This window comes from Paracoccus sp. KKT209, assembly GCF_055635455.1.
In genome coordinates this window covers 1,840,314-1,853,959 of sequence record NZ_CM145758.1, presented here as the reverse complement: position 1 = coordinate 1,853,959, position 13,646 = coordinate 1,840,314, and the positions used below count along the sequence as shown (strand labels likewise).

Sequence of the window (13,646 nt, the reverse complement as noted above, 5' to 3'; positions counted from 1 at the left end):
GTTCCCCTGCCGGGCCCGCCCGGTGACCCCCGCCGCCCGCATCGCAGCCGCCATCGGTGTGCTGGACGACATCCTGGTTGGCGCGCCCGCCGAACAGGCGCTGCTGCGATGGTCGCGGGCCAGCCGCTTTGCGGGCTCGGGCGACCGCGCGGCGCTGCGCGATCTCGTCTTCGGGGCGCTGCGGCAACGTGACAGCCTGGCGGCCTTGGGCGGCGGTCTGTCCGGACGCGGGCTGATGATCGGCCATGCAAGGGCGCAGGGCCTGAGGCTTTCGCAGCTGTTCACCGGAGAAGGCCATGCTCCGGCGCCCCTGACGGCGGCAGAGGACGCTCATGTTCCGCCGCAGACGTTGCCCGATGATCTGCCCGACTGGCTGCGTCCGGCCTGGCACCAGGCCCTTGGGGATGACGCCCCCACCGTGGCCCAAGCCATGACGGCCCGTGCCCCGGTCTGGCTGCGCGTGAACCTGTCGCGCACCGATCCCCGGGCCGCTGCCGCCGCCCTTCAGGCGGACGGCATCCAGACGCAGCCTTGGCCCGCCTTGCCCTCAGCGCTTTGCGTCACCGCCAATGAACGCGCCGTGGCCCGGTCTGCCGCCTATCGCGACGGGCTGGTCGAGCTTCAGGACCTGTCGCCGCAACTGGCCTGCGCCCGGCTGCCGCTGTCGGAGGGCGACCGCGTTCTGGATTTCTGCGCCGGCGGTGGCGGCAAGGCACTGGCCTTGGCATCCCGACAGCCAAATGCCAGGGTCGTCGCGCATGACCGCTCGGCCCCGCGCATGGCCGACCTGCCGGCGCGCGCGGCCCGGGCAGGTCTGCGCATCGCGATCGACGCACGGCCTGCCGGCAGCTTCGACCTGGTCGTGACGGATGTGCCCTGTTCGGGGTCGGGAACCTGGCGGCGGACCCCCGATGCCAAGTGGCGCCTGACCCCGGCCCAGCTGTCGGAACTGCTGGCCGTGCAGGGCCAGATCCTGGACCAGGTGGTGCCGCTGCTGCGTCCGGGCGGGCACCTGGCCTATATGACCTGCTCGGTCCTTTCGGCCGAGAACGACGACCAGATCGCAGCCTTCTGCCAGCGCCATCCGCATTTCACCCTGGTCGAGAGGAACCTCTGGACGCCGCTGGAGGCGAGCGACGGCTTCTACATGGCCCTGCTGCGCGCGGAGGCGCAGAGCGGTTAACGCAAATTTAATCCCTCCCGCGCTATCGCAGGACCTGTGGCACGGCAGGGGGACGATTCGCATGGCGCATCTGGACGAACAGGCGGGACTGCCGCGGGGCGCCCTGGCGGCGCTGCCGCTGCTGCTGGCACCGATGGTCCTGGGCGCGTCGATCCTGATCGTGGCCCCCGCAGCCGCGACCGGGCGCGCGGCGGTGATCCTTTCGACCGTTGCGGTCGCCTGGTACCTGCTGGGCGGTGCGGTCGCGCTGTCGCATTTCGCGCGCGGCCTGGCGGCCCGCCGCGCGCTCGGCTCGATCAAGGGAGAGGTCGCGGCGGCCTCCGACCCGGTGTGGCTCTGTGATGCGGATGGGCAGGTACTCTACCAGAACGCCGCCTCCCTGCAGAAGTTCGAGGATCTGACCGGACGGTCGATCCTCAGCCTGATGGCCCGCCTCAGGGCAGACGCGCCAAGCGGGGTCGCGGACCTGACGCTGCGGGCGATGCGCCTCGGCAATGCCGAGCTGGAACTTCCCGACGGCGACATGCTGTCCCTCAGCTGCATGCCGGACGCGCCGCTGCACATCTGGGCCTTTCATCGCGCCGGTGCTGTCCCCGACAGTTTCGAGATCGCGCTGGCCATGAACGACGGCCCGCCCGCCGACGATTTCGAGGCAATCCCGGTCGCGCTGCTGCGCCTTGGGATGGATGGCGCGATCCTGCGCGCGAACGGCCATGCGCGGGCGCTGCTTGAGGGCATGGTGGCGCCCGATGACAGTGGTCAGTGTCTGTCCTCGCTGCTGGAAGGGCCGGGGCGGTCGCTGACAAACTGGCTCTCCGACATCGCCGCGGGGCGGGCCCTGAACCAGACCGAGGTCCTGCGCCTGCGCCACCCCGACAGCCGCGTCAGCGACCTGCGGGACCGCCACTATCAGCTGTCGGTCGCGCGGGATCCGGGCGATCCTGGCCAGCTGATCGCGGTCCTGTCGGATGCCAGCGCGCTGAAGACCCTCGAGGCGCAGTTCGTCCAGAGCCAGAAGATGCAGGCCATCGGCCAGCTGGCCGGCGGGGTTGCCCATGATTTCAACAACCTTCTGACCGCAATCAGCGGACACTGCGACCTGCTGATGCTTCGGCGCGACAAGGGCGATCCCGATTATGCGGACCTGGACCAGATCAGCCAGAACGCCAACCGCGCGGCGGCCCTGGTCGGACAGCTTCTGGCCTTCTCGCGCAAGCAGACGCTGAAGCTGGAGACGCTGGACCTTCGCGACACGCTGGCCGACCTGACCCATCTGCTGAACCGGCTGGTCGGCGAACGTGTCGGCCTGACCATCACCTATGACCCCGCGCTGAGCGCCATCCGCGCCGACAAGCGCCAACTGGAGCAGGTTATCATGAACCTCGTCGTGAATGCCCGGGACGCCATGCCCGGCGGAGGCGACATCACCGTCCGCACCGAGAACCTCCGGCTGTCCGCGCCCTTGGTGCGGGACCGCGCGACCCTGCCGACGGGCGACTACGTCCGCATCACGGTCAGCGACCAGGGCTGCGGCATCGCGCCCGATCATCTCGACAAGATCTTCGAGCCGTTCTTCACCACCAAGCGCACGGGCGAGGGGACGGGCCTGGGTCTGTCGACCGCCTATGGGATCGTCAAGCAGACCGGCGGCTATATCTTCTGCGACAGCACGCAGGGGCAGGGGACGCGCTTTTCGCTCTATTTCCCGGCCCATGCTGGACCGGTGGCCAACGTAACGCCATTGCCGATGCCTGCCAGCCGCGCGGCGCCCCAGCTGCAGACCGGGCCGCGCGCGACCGTCCTTCTGGTCGAGGACGAGGCCCCGGTCCGCGCCTTCGCCTCGCGTGCGCTGAAGCTCAAGGGCTATGACGTGCTGGAGGCAGCGTCGGGAGAGGCGGCGCTGGAGCTGCTTCAGACCGGCGACCGGCAGGTGGACATCTTTGTCACCGACGTGGTCATGCCGGGCCTGGACGGGCCGGCATGGGTACGCGAGGCGCGCAAGCTGCTGCCCTCGGCAAGCGTCATCTTCATGTCGGGCTATACCGAGGACATCTTTGTGGAAGGGCAGGTGCCGGTGCCCGACGCGGTCTTCCTCGCCAAGCCCTTCACGCTGACCGAGCTGACCCAGCTGGTCGAGGCGCAGCTCGCGCGCCCCGCAGGCGGCCGGCTGCACTAGGCCGCCCGTCCTCCCTCAGATCGACTGGTACAGTTCCAAGTCACGGGCCATGGCGGTCCGCAGCCCCTGTTCGGCGACCGGGTCCAGATGGACGTCGACACTGGGCGGGACGTTGATGCGGGGCAGTTCGATCGCGCAGTCGAGGCGGCCTTCCAGAAAATCCACGAAGTCCTGGATGCGCTCATAGGGAAAGATCCGGTCGACCGATCCCGCATCGTCGGTCAGGAACGCGCTCTGGCTGCCGATCCCGAGCTGGCCGGGACCGCCCTCGCGCGCATAGCTTGCGGCGAAGTCGGCAAAAAGGACACCTTCCATCGCGTGCTGCGGATCGTCCTGATCGTCGCGCAGCTTGAAACGGTACCAGCTGCGCAGCCAGTCCACCGGCTCGCGCATGAGGGCGACGGTGGTGAAGTCTGCGCCGGTCTGCGCCTTGAGCCAGGGCCCCAGGTGGCGTCGGAAGGTCGAGATGCTGGTGTGCTTCACCTCCGCAGGCCGTTGCAGCGACACGGCCGCCAGCGATTCCAGCGCCATCTCGATGGCGCTGGACCCGGCCTTGGGGGTCGCCAGGAAGACCAGACGTTGTTCCCAGAAAATCAGCATCCCCGCCGCCTTTGATCCGTTTCGTTGTCGCAGACCCGCGGTGGATAGCTGCCCCGCCAGCCACTGTAAACGCTTTGTTAACCGCTTTGCCGGCATGCTGAGTTCGATAGGGTTAGGCAATTCACCACGATGTCTTGAAATCCGCGTGGCTATGGCACATCTATGCGAACAGGACGTGAACATCCGGTCGGCCGAATTGATTGCCCCGCCCGGAGGGCTGTGAAATAACATGGGGAACCACATGGCACAGGCGAGCATCTTCGACATGACTGACAAACGCAGCGCGGACAAGCAGAAGGCCCTGGACAGTGCCCTGGCCCAGATCGAACGCCAGTTCGGCAAGGGCTCGATCATGAAGCTGGGCAAGGACAGCCCCATCGCCGAGATCGAGGCGACATCGACCGGATCCCTCGGGCTGGACATTGCCCTGGGCATCGGGGGCCTGCCGAAGGGTCGAATCATCGAGATCTTTGGCCCCGAAAGCTCGGGCAAGACGACGCTGACGCTGCATGTCGTGGCCGAGGAGCAGAAGAAGGGCGGGATCTGCGCCTTCGTGGACGCCGAGCACGCGCTGGATCCGCAATACGCCAAGAAGCTGGGCGTGAACCTCGACGAGCTGCTGATCAGCCAGCCCGACACGGGCGAGCAGGCGCTGGAGATCGTCGATACGCTGGTGCGCTCGGGCGCGGTCAGCCTGGTCGTGGTCGACTCGGTGGCGGCGCTGACGCCCAAGTCCGAGATCGAGGGCGACATGGGTGACATGCAGATGGGCAGCCAGGCCCGCCTGATGAGCCAGGCCATGCGCAAGCTGACCGCCAGCATCGGGCGTTCGAACTGCATGGTGATCTTCATCAACCAGATCCGCATGAAGATCGGCGTTATGTTCGGCAGCCCCGAAACCACCACGGGCGGCAACGCGCTGAAATTCTATGCCTCGGTGCGCCTCGACATCCGCCGCACCGGCTCGGTCAAGGACCGCGACGAGGTGACGGGCAACACGACCCGCGTGAAGGTCGTCAAGAACAAGGTCGCGCCGCCCTTCCGGCAGGTGGAATTCGACATCATGTATGGCGAAGGCATCAGCAAGGTCGGCGAACTGATCGACCTGGGTGTCAAGGCCGGCGTGGTCGAGAAGTCGGGCGCCTGGTATTCCTATGGCGACGAGCGCATCGGCCAGGGCCGCGAGAATGCCAAGCAGTTCCTGCGCGACCGACCCGAGGTGGCCTATGCGATCGAGGACAAGATCCGCGCCAGCCACGGCCTGGAATTCGGCTTTGACGGCAACAGTGCCGACGATGCGCTGACCGAGGACTGATCCGGAACGACTGCCTGACGGATCGGGGCGCGGGGGCCATGCCTTCGCGCCCCTTCTTCATGCGCGGCCAGGCTGCGCAAGTTGGCGCCCCGCGAGGGGTGTTGCTGGACAGCAAAGCCCGGCAGGGATAGACCATGCACCGACCCGGCACGGCCGGAGACAGCAGAACCGATTTGCGATGAAGGCCCGCCATGCCCAGTCTGAATGACATCCGCTCGACTTTCCTTGGCTATTTCGAAAAGAACGGGCACCGCGTGGTGGACAGCAGCCCGCTGGTCCCCCGCAACGACCCGACGCTGATGTTCGCGAACTCGGGCATGGTGCAGTTCAAGAACCTGTTCACCGGCGTCGAGACCCGCGACTACAAGCGCGCCACCACCGCCCAGAAATGCGTGCGCGCCGGCGGCAAGCACAACGACCTGGACAACGTGGGCTATACCGCGCGCCACCACACCTTCTTCGAGATGCTGGGCAATTTCAGCTTTGGCGACTATTTCAAGGAACAGGCCATCCCCTATGCCTGGGAACTGCTGACGAAGGAATTCGGCATTCCCAAGGACCGGCTGCTGGTCACCGTCTACCACACCGACGACGAAGCCGCGCAGATCTGGAAGAAGGTCGCAGGCCTGACCGACGACCGGATCATCCGCATCCCGACCAGCGACAACTTCTGGCAGATGGGTCCCACCGGTCCCTGCGGCCCCTGCACCGAGATCTTCTTCGACCATGGCGACAAGATCTGGGGTGGCCCTCCGGGTTCGGCGGATGAGGATGGCGACCGCTTCATCGAGATCTGGAACCTGGTCTTCATGCAGAACGAGCAGTTCGAGGACGGGTCCATGCGCGCGCTGGACATGCAGTCGATCGACACCGGCATGGGGCTGGAGCGGATCGGCGCGCTGCTTCAGGGCAAGCACGACAACTATGACACCGACCTGATGCGCAGCCTGATCGAGGCATCGGCGCACGCGACCAGCGCGGACCCGGACGGGCCGGGCAAGGTTCACCACCGGGTGATCGCGGATCACCTGCGCTCGACCAGCTTCCTGATCGCGGACGGGGTGATGCCCAGCAATGAGGGGCGCGGCTATGTGCTGCGCCGGATCATGCGCCGTGCAATGCGCCATGCCCATATGCTGGGTGCGCAGGATCCGGTCATGCACAAGCTGGTCCCCGCGCTGGTGCGCCAGATGGGCGCCGCCTATCCGGAACTGAGCCGTGCCCAAGCCATGATCGAGGAGACGCTGCGCTCTGAGGAGACGCGGTTCCGCCAGACGCTGGATCGCGGCCTGCGTCTGCTGGACGACGAGCTGTCGCGCCTGCCCGAGGGCGCCGACCTGCCGGGCGAGGCGGCCTTCAAGCTCTACGACACCTACGGCTTCCCGCTGGACCTGACCCAGGACGCGTTGCGCGAAAAGGGTCGTGCGGTCGAGGTCGAGGGCTTTGACGCGGCCATGGCCGAGCAAAAGCGCATGGCGCGGGCGGCCTGGTCCGGCTCGGGCGAGGCGGCTGATGCGACCATCTGGTTCGAGCTGGCCGAAAAGCACGGGGCGACCGAGTTCCTGGGCTATGACACCGAGGAGGCCGAGGGCCAGATCACCGCGCTGGTGATCGACGGGTCCGACTCGGCCGAGGCGGGCGAGGGGACCAAGGTCGCCATCGTGGTGAACCAGTCGCCCTTCTATGCCGAAAGCGGCGGCCAGGTCGGCGATACCGGGTTGATCAAGACCGAAACCGGCGCGGCCCGCGTCACCGACACCCGCATGGTGGCCGGCGTCTTCATCCACCAGGCCGAGGTCACGATGGGCACCATCGCGCGCGGCCAGGGCGCGACGCTAAGCGTCGATCATCATCGCCGCGGCGCGATCCGGGCGAACCACTCGGCCACGCACCTGCTGCATGAGGCGCTGCGGCGCGCGCTTGGCGATCACGTCGCGCAGCGCGGCAGCCTGAACGCGCCCGACCGTCTGCGCTTTGACTTCAGCCACAACCAGGCCGTCACGGTCGAGGAACTGGGGCAGATCGAGGCCGAGGTGAACGAATTCATCCGCCAGAACAGCCCTGTGGACACCCGGATCATGACCCCGGATGAGGCGCGCTCCCTGGGCGCGCAGGCCCTGTTTGGCGAGAAGTACGGCGACGAGGTTCGCGTCGTCTCGATGGGCCAGCTGGTCGGCAGCGGCAAGGGCAGCGACGGCGGCACCTATTCGCTGGAACTGTGCGGCGGCACCCATGTGGCCCGCACCGGCGATATCGGCGCCTTCGCGCTGCTGGGCGACAGTGCCTCCAGCGCGGGGGTGCGGCGGATCGAGGCGCTGACGGGCCAGGCCGCGCTGGACCACCTGCGCGATGCCGACCGCCGCCTGGCTGAGATCGCGGGCATCCTCAAGTCGCAATCGGCCGAGGTGGTGAACCGCGTGCGTGCACTGGCCGACGAACGCAAGGCGCTGGCCAACGAGGTCGCGCAGCTCAAGCGTCAGCTGGCCATGGGCGGCGGTGGCGGTTCCGAGGCGCAGGATGTTGGCGGGCTGAAGTTCATCGGCCGCAAGGTCGCGGGCGTCGGCGGCAAGGAACTGGGCGCCTTGGTGGACGAGATGAAGGCGCAGCTGGGCAGCGGCGTGGTGCTGGTCCTGGCCGAAGCCGAGGGCAAGGCGACCGTCGCGGCCGGCGTGACCCCCGACCTGACCGGCCGTGTCAGTGCCGTGGCGCTGGTCCAGGCGGCCACGGCGGCCTTGGGCGGCAAGGGCGGCGGCGGCCGTCCCGACCGCGCCCAGGGTGGCGCGCCCAGCCTGGAGGCCGCGGATGCGGCCTTTGCCGAAGCCCGCAAACTGATCGAGGAAAGCGCATGACCGCCCTGTGGATCGCCCATGTCACCGTCACCGATGCCGAGGCCTATGGCCGCTATGCCAAGGAGGCGGGGCCGGCCATCGCCGCGCATGGGGGCGTCTTCCTGGCGCGCGGCGGCCGCTATCACCAGCTTGAGGGCAACGACCGGGCGCGCAACGTCGTGGCGCGCTTTCCCAGCCTGGAAGCGGCGGTTGCCTGTTATCACAGCAGCGAATACCAGGCCGCCCTTGCCCATGCCAAAGGCGCAAGCGAACGCGATCTCGTGATCGTTGAAGAAACGCCACCGCCTTCCGCATAGGGTGATTATTTCATACCTTCGTGCTAGATCTGTTACAAATCAGGCACGAAGGGGCAGGGCATGTGTCGTTGGGCCGCCTATCTGGGCGCACCGATCTTTCTGGAAGACATCGTCAGCCGTCCGGCCCATTCGCTGATCCGGCAGAGCCAGGGCGCGATGCGCTGCCTGACGCCGGTCAATGCCGACGGCTTCGGCATCGCCTGGTACGGCGAACGGCCCGAGCCCGGTCTTTATCGCGACGTCATGCCGGCCTGGTCCGACCCGAACCTGCGCAGCCTGGTGGCGCAGGTGCGTTCCGGCCTGTTTCTGGCCCATGTCCGCGCCTCGACGGGCACCGCGACCAGCCGCAACAACTGCCATCCCTTCACGGCCGGGCGCTGGTCCTTCATGCACAACGGCCAGTTCGGCGGCTATGACGGGTTCCGCCGCCATGCCGATGTGCTGATCCGGGACGAATTCTACCCCCATCGTAAGGGCGCCACCGACAGTGAGGCGCTGTTCCTGGTCGCGTTGGGCGAAGGGCTGGACCATGATCCCAAGGGTGCCATGGAACGGGCCTTGGGCCAGCTGACGGCCTTGGCCCGCCTGCGGGGCGAGGCGCCGCATGTGCGGGCCGCCTGCGCGCTGTCGGACGGGCAGCGCCTCCATGCGCTGCGCTACAGCAGCGACGAACACGCGCCCTCGCTCTACTACCGCTGGTCGGATACCCGGCAGGGCTGGGCCGTGGTTTCGGAACCCCTGGAAACGGACGAGGCTGACTGGCAGGAGGTTCCCGCCGGCAGCTTCTGCACGTTCGACGGCCGGCAGGTGCAGATCACGGATTTCCGCCCCGTGTCCCTCAGCGCGGCAGCCTGAAGGTCAGGCCGCCGGGGCCGCCCCTGCAGCAATCGGACCCGCAGCGACCTTTGCCCGGCGAAAGACCAGCAGGTTGTGATAGACGGTGCTGCGCCCGGTCAGGCCGCTGCGCTCCTCGCTCGGCAGGACATCGGCGCGCAGGTATTCCCAGCCATCCGCCGCCATCCGGTTCAGCTCGGCGGTCAGGGTCGCGGCATAGCGCTCGGTCGGAGTCTTGGCATCCTTGCCCTTGTCGCCGCGCGTGGGGGCGGCGATCGCGATATAGTCGAAACCCTGGTCTGCCATGGCCGTCTGGATCCTGCGGTCGGGCCCGGGGCCCGCGATGGGGAACGGTCCCGGCGTGGCGGGACCGCGGCTGACTTACTGGCCCAACTTGCGCGCGACCAACTCGTTCACGGCGGCGGGATTGGCCTTGCCGCCCGTCGCCTTCAGCACCTGGCCCACGAACCAGCCGGCCAGCTTGGGGTTGGCCTTGGCCTTTTCGACCTGCGCGGGGTTGTCGGCGATGATCTGGTCCACCGCCGCCTCGATGGCGCCCAGGTCGGTGACCTGCTTCATGCCGCGCGCCTCGACGATCTGGGCCGGATCGCCCCCTTCGGTCCAGAGGATCTCGAACAGGTCCTTGGCGATCTTGCCCGAGATCGCGCCCCCGGCGATCAGGTCGATCACACCGCCCAGTTGCACGGCCGAGACGGGCGAGGTCGCAACCGACAGCCCTTCCTTGTTCAGGCGGCCGAACAGTTCGTTGATGACCCAGTTCGCGGCCATCTTGCCGTCGCGGCCCGCGGCCACGGCCTCGAAGTAGTCGGCGTTCTCGACCTCGGCCGTCAGTACGCCCGCGTCATATTCCGACAGGCCCATGTCGCGGACGAAGCGGGCCTTCTTCTCATCGGGCAGCTCGGGCATCAGCGTGGCGATGTCGTCGACCCAGGCCTGCTCGATCTCCAGCGGCAGCAGGTCGGGATCGGGGAAGTAGCGATAGTCATGCGCCTCCTCCTTCGACCGCATCGACCGCGTCTCTCCCTTGTCGGGATCATAAAGCCGCGTTTCCTGCACGATGCTGCCGCCATCCTCCAGGATGGCGATCTGGCGGCGCGCCTCGTAGTCGATGGCCGCCTGGATGAAGCGCAGCGAGTTCATGTTCTTGATCTCGCAGCGGGTGCCCAGATGGCCGAAATCGCCCGTCTCCTGATAGCGCTCATAGGCGCCCGGCTTGCAGACGCTGACGTTCACGTCGGCGCGCAGGTTGCCGTTCTGCATGTTGCCGTCGCAGGTCCCCAGATAGCGCATGATCTGGCGCAGTTTGGCGACATAGGCGGCCGCCTCCTCGGGCCCGCGGATGTCGGGGCGGCTGACGATCTCCATCAGGGCGACGCCGGTGCGGTTCAGGTCGACAAAGCTCATCGTCGGGTCCATGTCATGGATCGACTTGCCCGCATCCTGCTCCAGGTGGATGCGCTCGATCCGCACGCGGCGGGCCACGCCCGGGCCCATGTCGACCAGCACCTCGCCCTCGCCCACGATCGGGTGGTACAGCTGGCTGATCTGGTAGCCCTGCGGCAGGTCGGGATAGAAATAGTTCTTGCGGTCAAAGGCGCTGCGCAGGTGGATCGCGGCCTTCAGCCCCAGACCGGTCCGCACCGCCTGCGCCACGCAGAATTCGTTGATCACCGGCAGCATCCCGGGCATGGCCGCGTCCACAAAGGCCACGTTGCTGTTCGGCTCGGACCCGAAATTCGTCGAGGCGCCCGAGAAGAGCTTGGCCTTGGAGGCGACCTGCGCATGAACCTCAAGGCCGATCACCAGTTCCCAATCGCTTTTCGCGCCCTCGATCACCTTGGGCTGGGGGGCGGTATAGGTCAGGTCAAGCATCTGCGGCCTCGTCTGCGGCGAAAACGGTCTGGCGGCGGTTCTAGGACAAGGGCGCGGCAATGTCACGGGCTGCCGAGAGCCGCCGCCCGGCGATCTTCCTTTCGGCCCGCGAATCAGCACGATCGGAGGCAAAAGCTTAAATTTGTCCTAAACAGGACGAACGGATGGGGATCGCTGCAGGGTCATCGGCGGATTTCCGACCATGCCGGAACCCCGCCAAGGCATGTTCCCGCCTAGCGTGTGACAGGAATGTTGCCTTGTTGGGAACCTTCTTTAAGCCGGTGGCAGCGAAACAACCCCTTGAGGTTTCAGATGCGCGCTGCGCTCTCCCTAGCTGCCCTGGCCCTGATGGCCGCCTGTTCCACCAGCCCCACGACCACGGCCGACACGGCCGTTCAGGCTCAGGAACTCGCACTGGCCCAGACGCCTCCGATGCGGTGGGGAGAGCGCAAGGGATCGGAAGAATGGACCAAGGCCACGCTGGCCGCGCTGGACCGCGAAGGCGTGACCATCCTGTCGCGCGTTCCCAACGACATCACAGAATTCTGCCCCAACTATCGCCAGCTGGCCGAGCCGGGGCGCAAGGCCTTCTGGGCGGGTCTGCTCTCGGCGGTGGCCAAGCACGAAAGCACCTACAACCCGCAGGCCGCAGGGGGCGGCGGGCGCTGGATCGGGCTGATGCAGATCGCTCCGGCGACCTGGCGGCATTACGGCTGCGACGGCAACATCCGCGACGGCGCCGACAACATGTCCTGCGCGGTCAAGATCATGTCGCGCCAGGTCGGCCGCGACAATGCCGTGGCGCGCGACGGCAGCGGCTGGCGCGGCGTCGCCCGCGATTGGGCACCGATGCGCAGCTCCTCCAAGCGCGCCGACATCGCCGCCTGGACCTCCAGCCAGAGCTATTGCAGCGCCTCCAGCTGAGCGCCGGGCATCAGGGTCAACACAGACAAGGGGCGCGCCGGGTGGCGCGCCCCTTAGCCGTTCAGCGCAGCGCCGAGAGGATGCGCACCCAGGACCGCGCGCCCTTGGCAAAGCTTTCGACGTCGTATTTCTCGTTCGGGGAATGGATGCGGTCGTCGTCGCGGCCAAAGCCGACCAGCATCGAATCCATGCCCAGGATCTGCTTGAAGTCCCCGGCGATGGGGATCGAACCGCCGGCGCCGATGAACGCCGCCTCGCGGCCCCATTCCTCGGTCAGGGCATCCTTGGCCAGACCAAAGGCCGGGTCGGTGATGTCCATGACGCTGGCCGGGCTGGCACCATGGTCATGGAATTCCACCCGGCAGTCGGCGGGAACAAAGCGGCGGACATGATCCTGAAAGGCCGCCCGGACCTTCTGGGGGTCCTGCTGCCCCGTCAGGCGAAAGCTGACCTTGGCCCGCGCCTCGGCCGGCAGCACGGTCTTGAACCCGTCGCCGGCATAGCCGCCGGCAATGCCGTTGATCTCGGCCGTGGGGCGGTTCCAGACCATCTCCAAGGCCGTGCGCCCAGCCTCTCCCACCGGCTGCGACAGGCCGACCCGGCCCAGGAATCCCGCCGCGTCAAAGTCCAGCGCCTGCCAGTCTCGCGCCAGTTCGGGCGTCAGGTCCTGCACCCCATCGTAAAAGCCGGGCAGGGTGACGCGGCCCTGGTCGTCCTTCAGGGCCGCCAGCGCCTGCGCCAGCACCATGATCGGGTTTGCCGCCAGGCCACCGAAGCTGCCCGAATGCAGGTCTCGGTCAGCGCCCCTGACCACGACCTCCTGACCCACCAGCCCGCGCAGCTGGGTGGTGATCGCCGGGCGCCCGTCTGCGTAAAGCCCCGTGTCGCAGATCATCGCCAGAGAGGCGCGCAGGCTGTCCGCGTGCTCCTGCAGGAACGGCCGCAGCGAGGGAGAGCCCGATTCCTCCTCGCCCTCGAACAGCAGGATCAGGTCCGAGGGCAGGGTGCCGTGAACGGCCTTCCAAGCCCGGAACGCCTCCACGAAGGTCATCAGCTGGCCCTTGTCATCCGAGGCGCCACGCGCGCGGATCACTCGCCCCGCGGGCGTCTCCTCGATGGCGGGCTCGAAGGGGGGGCGGTCCCACAGCTCGAGCGGGTCGACCGGCTGCACGTCATAGTGGCCATAGAACAGCAGCGGCCGCGCATCGCCCGGCTGCGACCGCGCCACCACCATCGGATGGCCCGGCGTGTCATGGACCTGCGCCTGAAAGCCCAGCCCGGTCAGTTCATCCGCCAGCCAGTCGGCCGCGCGGCGCACGTCGCCTGAGTGGGCAGGGTCGGTCGAGATCGAGGGGATCTTCAGGAACGCCATCAGCCGTTCCAGCGCCTCCTCCAGCCCCGCGTCAAGCTGCCTCAGGAGGTCCTGAACCCTTGCGGAATCCGTCATATTTCCTACCTTTTCGTCACGATACGTCGGGTTGTTTCATGCGCCTTTCGTCGAATATGACGTTTTGGGCCTGTTTTTTTCGCGGTTTGACCTCTATCAATGTCGGGCCGCGCGTGTTCGGACAATGAT

11 protein-coding genes are annotated in these 13,646 nt (G+C 67.4%); 7 read left to right on the top strand and 4 right to left on the bottom strand.

Going from position 1 to position 13,646, the window contains the following annotated elements; genetic code table 11:
* The first annotated feature begins 22 nt into the window (after positions 1–22).
* Positions 23–1,183 carry an RsmB/NOP family class I SAM-dependent RNA methyltransferase gene (locus ACZ2G3_RS09280; protein ID WP_470395509.1) on the top strand — a complete coding sequence of 387 codons (1,161 nt, stop codon included), beginning with the start codon at positions 23–25 and terminating at the stop codon, positions 1,181–1,183.
* 61 nt (positions 1,184–1,244) lie between these two features.
* Positions 1,245–3,359, top strand: coding sequence for an ATP-binding protein (locus tag ACZ2G3_RS09275; RefSeq protein WP_470395507.1), 2,115 nt, complete (start codon positions 1,245–1,247; stop codon positions 3,357–3,359).
* 15 nt (positions 3,360–3,374) lie between these two features.
* Here the strand turns inward: ACZ2G3_RS09275 and ACZ2G3_RS09270 are convergent, their stop codons facing one another.
* Positions 3,375–3,959: a hypothetical protein gene (locus ACZ2G3_RS09270; RefSeq protein WP_419268165.1), complete on the bottom strand. Its 585-nt coding sequence runs from the start codon at positions 3,957–3,959 to the stop codon at positions 3,375–3,377.
* A 241-nt stretch (positions 3,960–4,200) separates the two neighbouring features.
* Between ACZ2G3_RS09270 and recA the strand changes: the two genes are divergently transcribed.
* From recA to ACZ2G3_RS09250, 4 genes are all read left to right on the top strand, one after another.
* Positions 4,201–5,274, top strand: a complete 1,074-nt coding sequence (recA, locus tag ACZ2G3_RS09265) for a recombinase RecA (RefSeq protein ID WP_470395505.1) — start codon at positions 4,201–4,203, stop codon at positions 5,272–5,274.
* A gap of 191 nt (positions 5,275–5,465) precedes the next feature.
* The gene (alaS, locus tag ACZ2G3_RS09260) at positions 5,466–8,123 is read left to right on the top strand and encodes an alanine--tRNA ligase (RefSeq protein WP_470395503.1); all 2,658 of its coding nucleotides are present in this window, start codon (positions 5,466–5,468) and stop codon (positions 8,121–8,123) included.
* Entirely contained in the window at positions 8,120–8,419 is a 300-nt protein-coding gene (locus tag ACZ2G3_RS09255) for a DUF1330 domain-containing protein (RefSeq protein ID WP_419268168.1), read from the top strand. The genes alaS and ACZ2G3_RS09255 overlap by 4 nt, the downstream gene beginning before the upstream one ends.
* 60 nt (positions 8,420–8,479) lie before the next feature.
* The gene (locus ACZ2G3_RS09250; RefSeq protein ID WP_470395500.1) at positions 8,480–9,274 is read left to right on the top strand and encodes a class II glutamine amidotransferase; all 795 of its coding nucleotides are present in this window, start codon (positions 8,480–8,482) and stop codon (positions 9,272–9,274) included.
* Between the two features lie 3 nt (positions 9,275–9,277).
* On the opposite strand, the gene ACZ2G3_RS09245 is transcribed toward ACZ2G3_RS09250, so the two are convergent.
* Entirely contained in the window at positions 9,278–9,559 is a 282-nt protein-coding gene (locus ACZ2G3_RS09245) for a DUF4177 domain-containing protein (protein WP_470395499.1), read from the bottom strand.
* Between the two features lie 75 nt (positions 9,560–9,634).
* The gene (gene gatB, locus ACZ2G3_RS09240) at positions 9,635–11,146 is read right to left on the bottom strand and encodes an Asp-tRNA(Asn)/Glu-tRNA(Gln) amidotransferase subunit GatB (RefSeq protein WP_470395498.1); all 1,512 of its coding nucleotides are present in this window, start codon (positions 11,144–11,146) and stop codon (positions 9,635–9,637) included.
* Positions 11,147–11,458: 312 nt separating this feature from the next.
* Between gatB and ACZ2G3_RS09235 the strand changes: the two genes are divergently transcribed.
* Positions 11,459–12,070, top strand: coding sequence for a lytic transglycosylase domain-containing protein (locus tag ACZ2G3_RS09235; RefSeq protein WP_470395496.1), 612 nt, complete (start codon positions 11,459–11,461; stop codon positions 12,068–12,070).
* Between the two features lie 61 nt (positions 12,071–12,131).
* Here the strand turns inward: ACZ2G3_RS09235 and ACZ2G3_RS09230 are convergent, their stop codons facing one another.
* A complete protein-coding gene (locus ACZ2G3_RS09230) occupies positions 12,132–13,517 on the bottom strand; it encodes a dipeptidase (protein WP_470395495.1) in 1,386 nt (461 codons plus the stop codon).
* Between the last annotated feature and the right edge of the window lie 129 nt (positions 13,518–13,646).

Bases quoted from the DNA above. Each gene is read 5' to 3' on its own strand.
- ACZ2G3_RS09275 (WP_470395507.1), top strand. From the start codon at position 1,245: ATGGCGCATCTGGACGAACAGGCGGGACTGCCGCGGGGCGCCCTGGCG.
- ACZ2G3_RS09270 (WP_419268165.1), bottom strand. From the start codon at position 3,959: ATGCTGATTTTCTGGGAACAACGTCTGGTCTTCCTGGCGACCCCCAAG.
- recA (WP_470395505.1), top strand. From the start codon at position 4,201: ATGGCACAGGCGAGCATCTTCGACATGACTGACAAACGCAGCGCGGAC.
- alaS (WP_470395503.1), top strand. From the start codon at position 5,466: ATGCCCAGTCTGAATGACATCCGCTCGACTTTCCTTGGCTATTTCGAA.
- ACZ2G3_RS09255 (WP_419268168.1), top strand. From the start codon at position 8,120: ATGACCGCCCTGTGGATCGCCCATGTCACCGTCACCGATGCCGAGGCC.
- ACZ2G3_RS09250 (WP_470395500.1), top strand. From the start codon at position 8,480: ATGTGTCGTTGGGCCGCCTATCTGGGCGCACCGATCTTTCTGGAAGAC.
- ACZ2G3_RS09245 (WP_470395499.1), bottom strand. From the start codon at position 9,559: ATGGCAGACCAGGGTTTCGACTATATCGCGATCGCCGCCCCCACGCGC.
- gatB (WP_470395498.1), bottom strand. From the start codon at position 11,146: ATGCTTGACCTGACCTATACCGCCCCCCAGCCCAAGGTGATCGAGGGC.
- ACZ2G3_RS09235 (WP_470395496.1), top strand. From the start codon at position 11,459: ATGCGCGCTGCGCTCTCCCTAGCTGCCCTGGCCCTGATGGCCGCCTGT.
- ACZ2G3_RS09230 (WP_470395495.1), bottom strand. From the start codon at position 13,517: ATGACGGATTCCGCAAGGGTTCAGGACCTCCTGAGGCAGCTTGACGCG.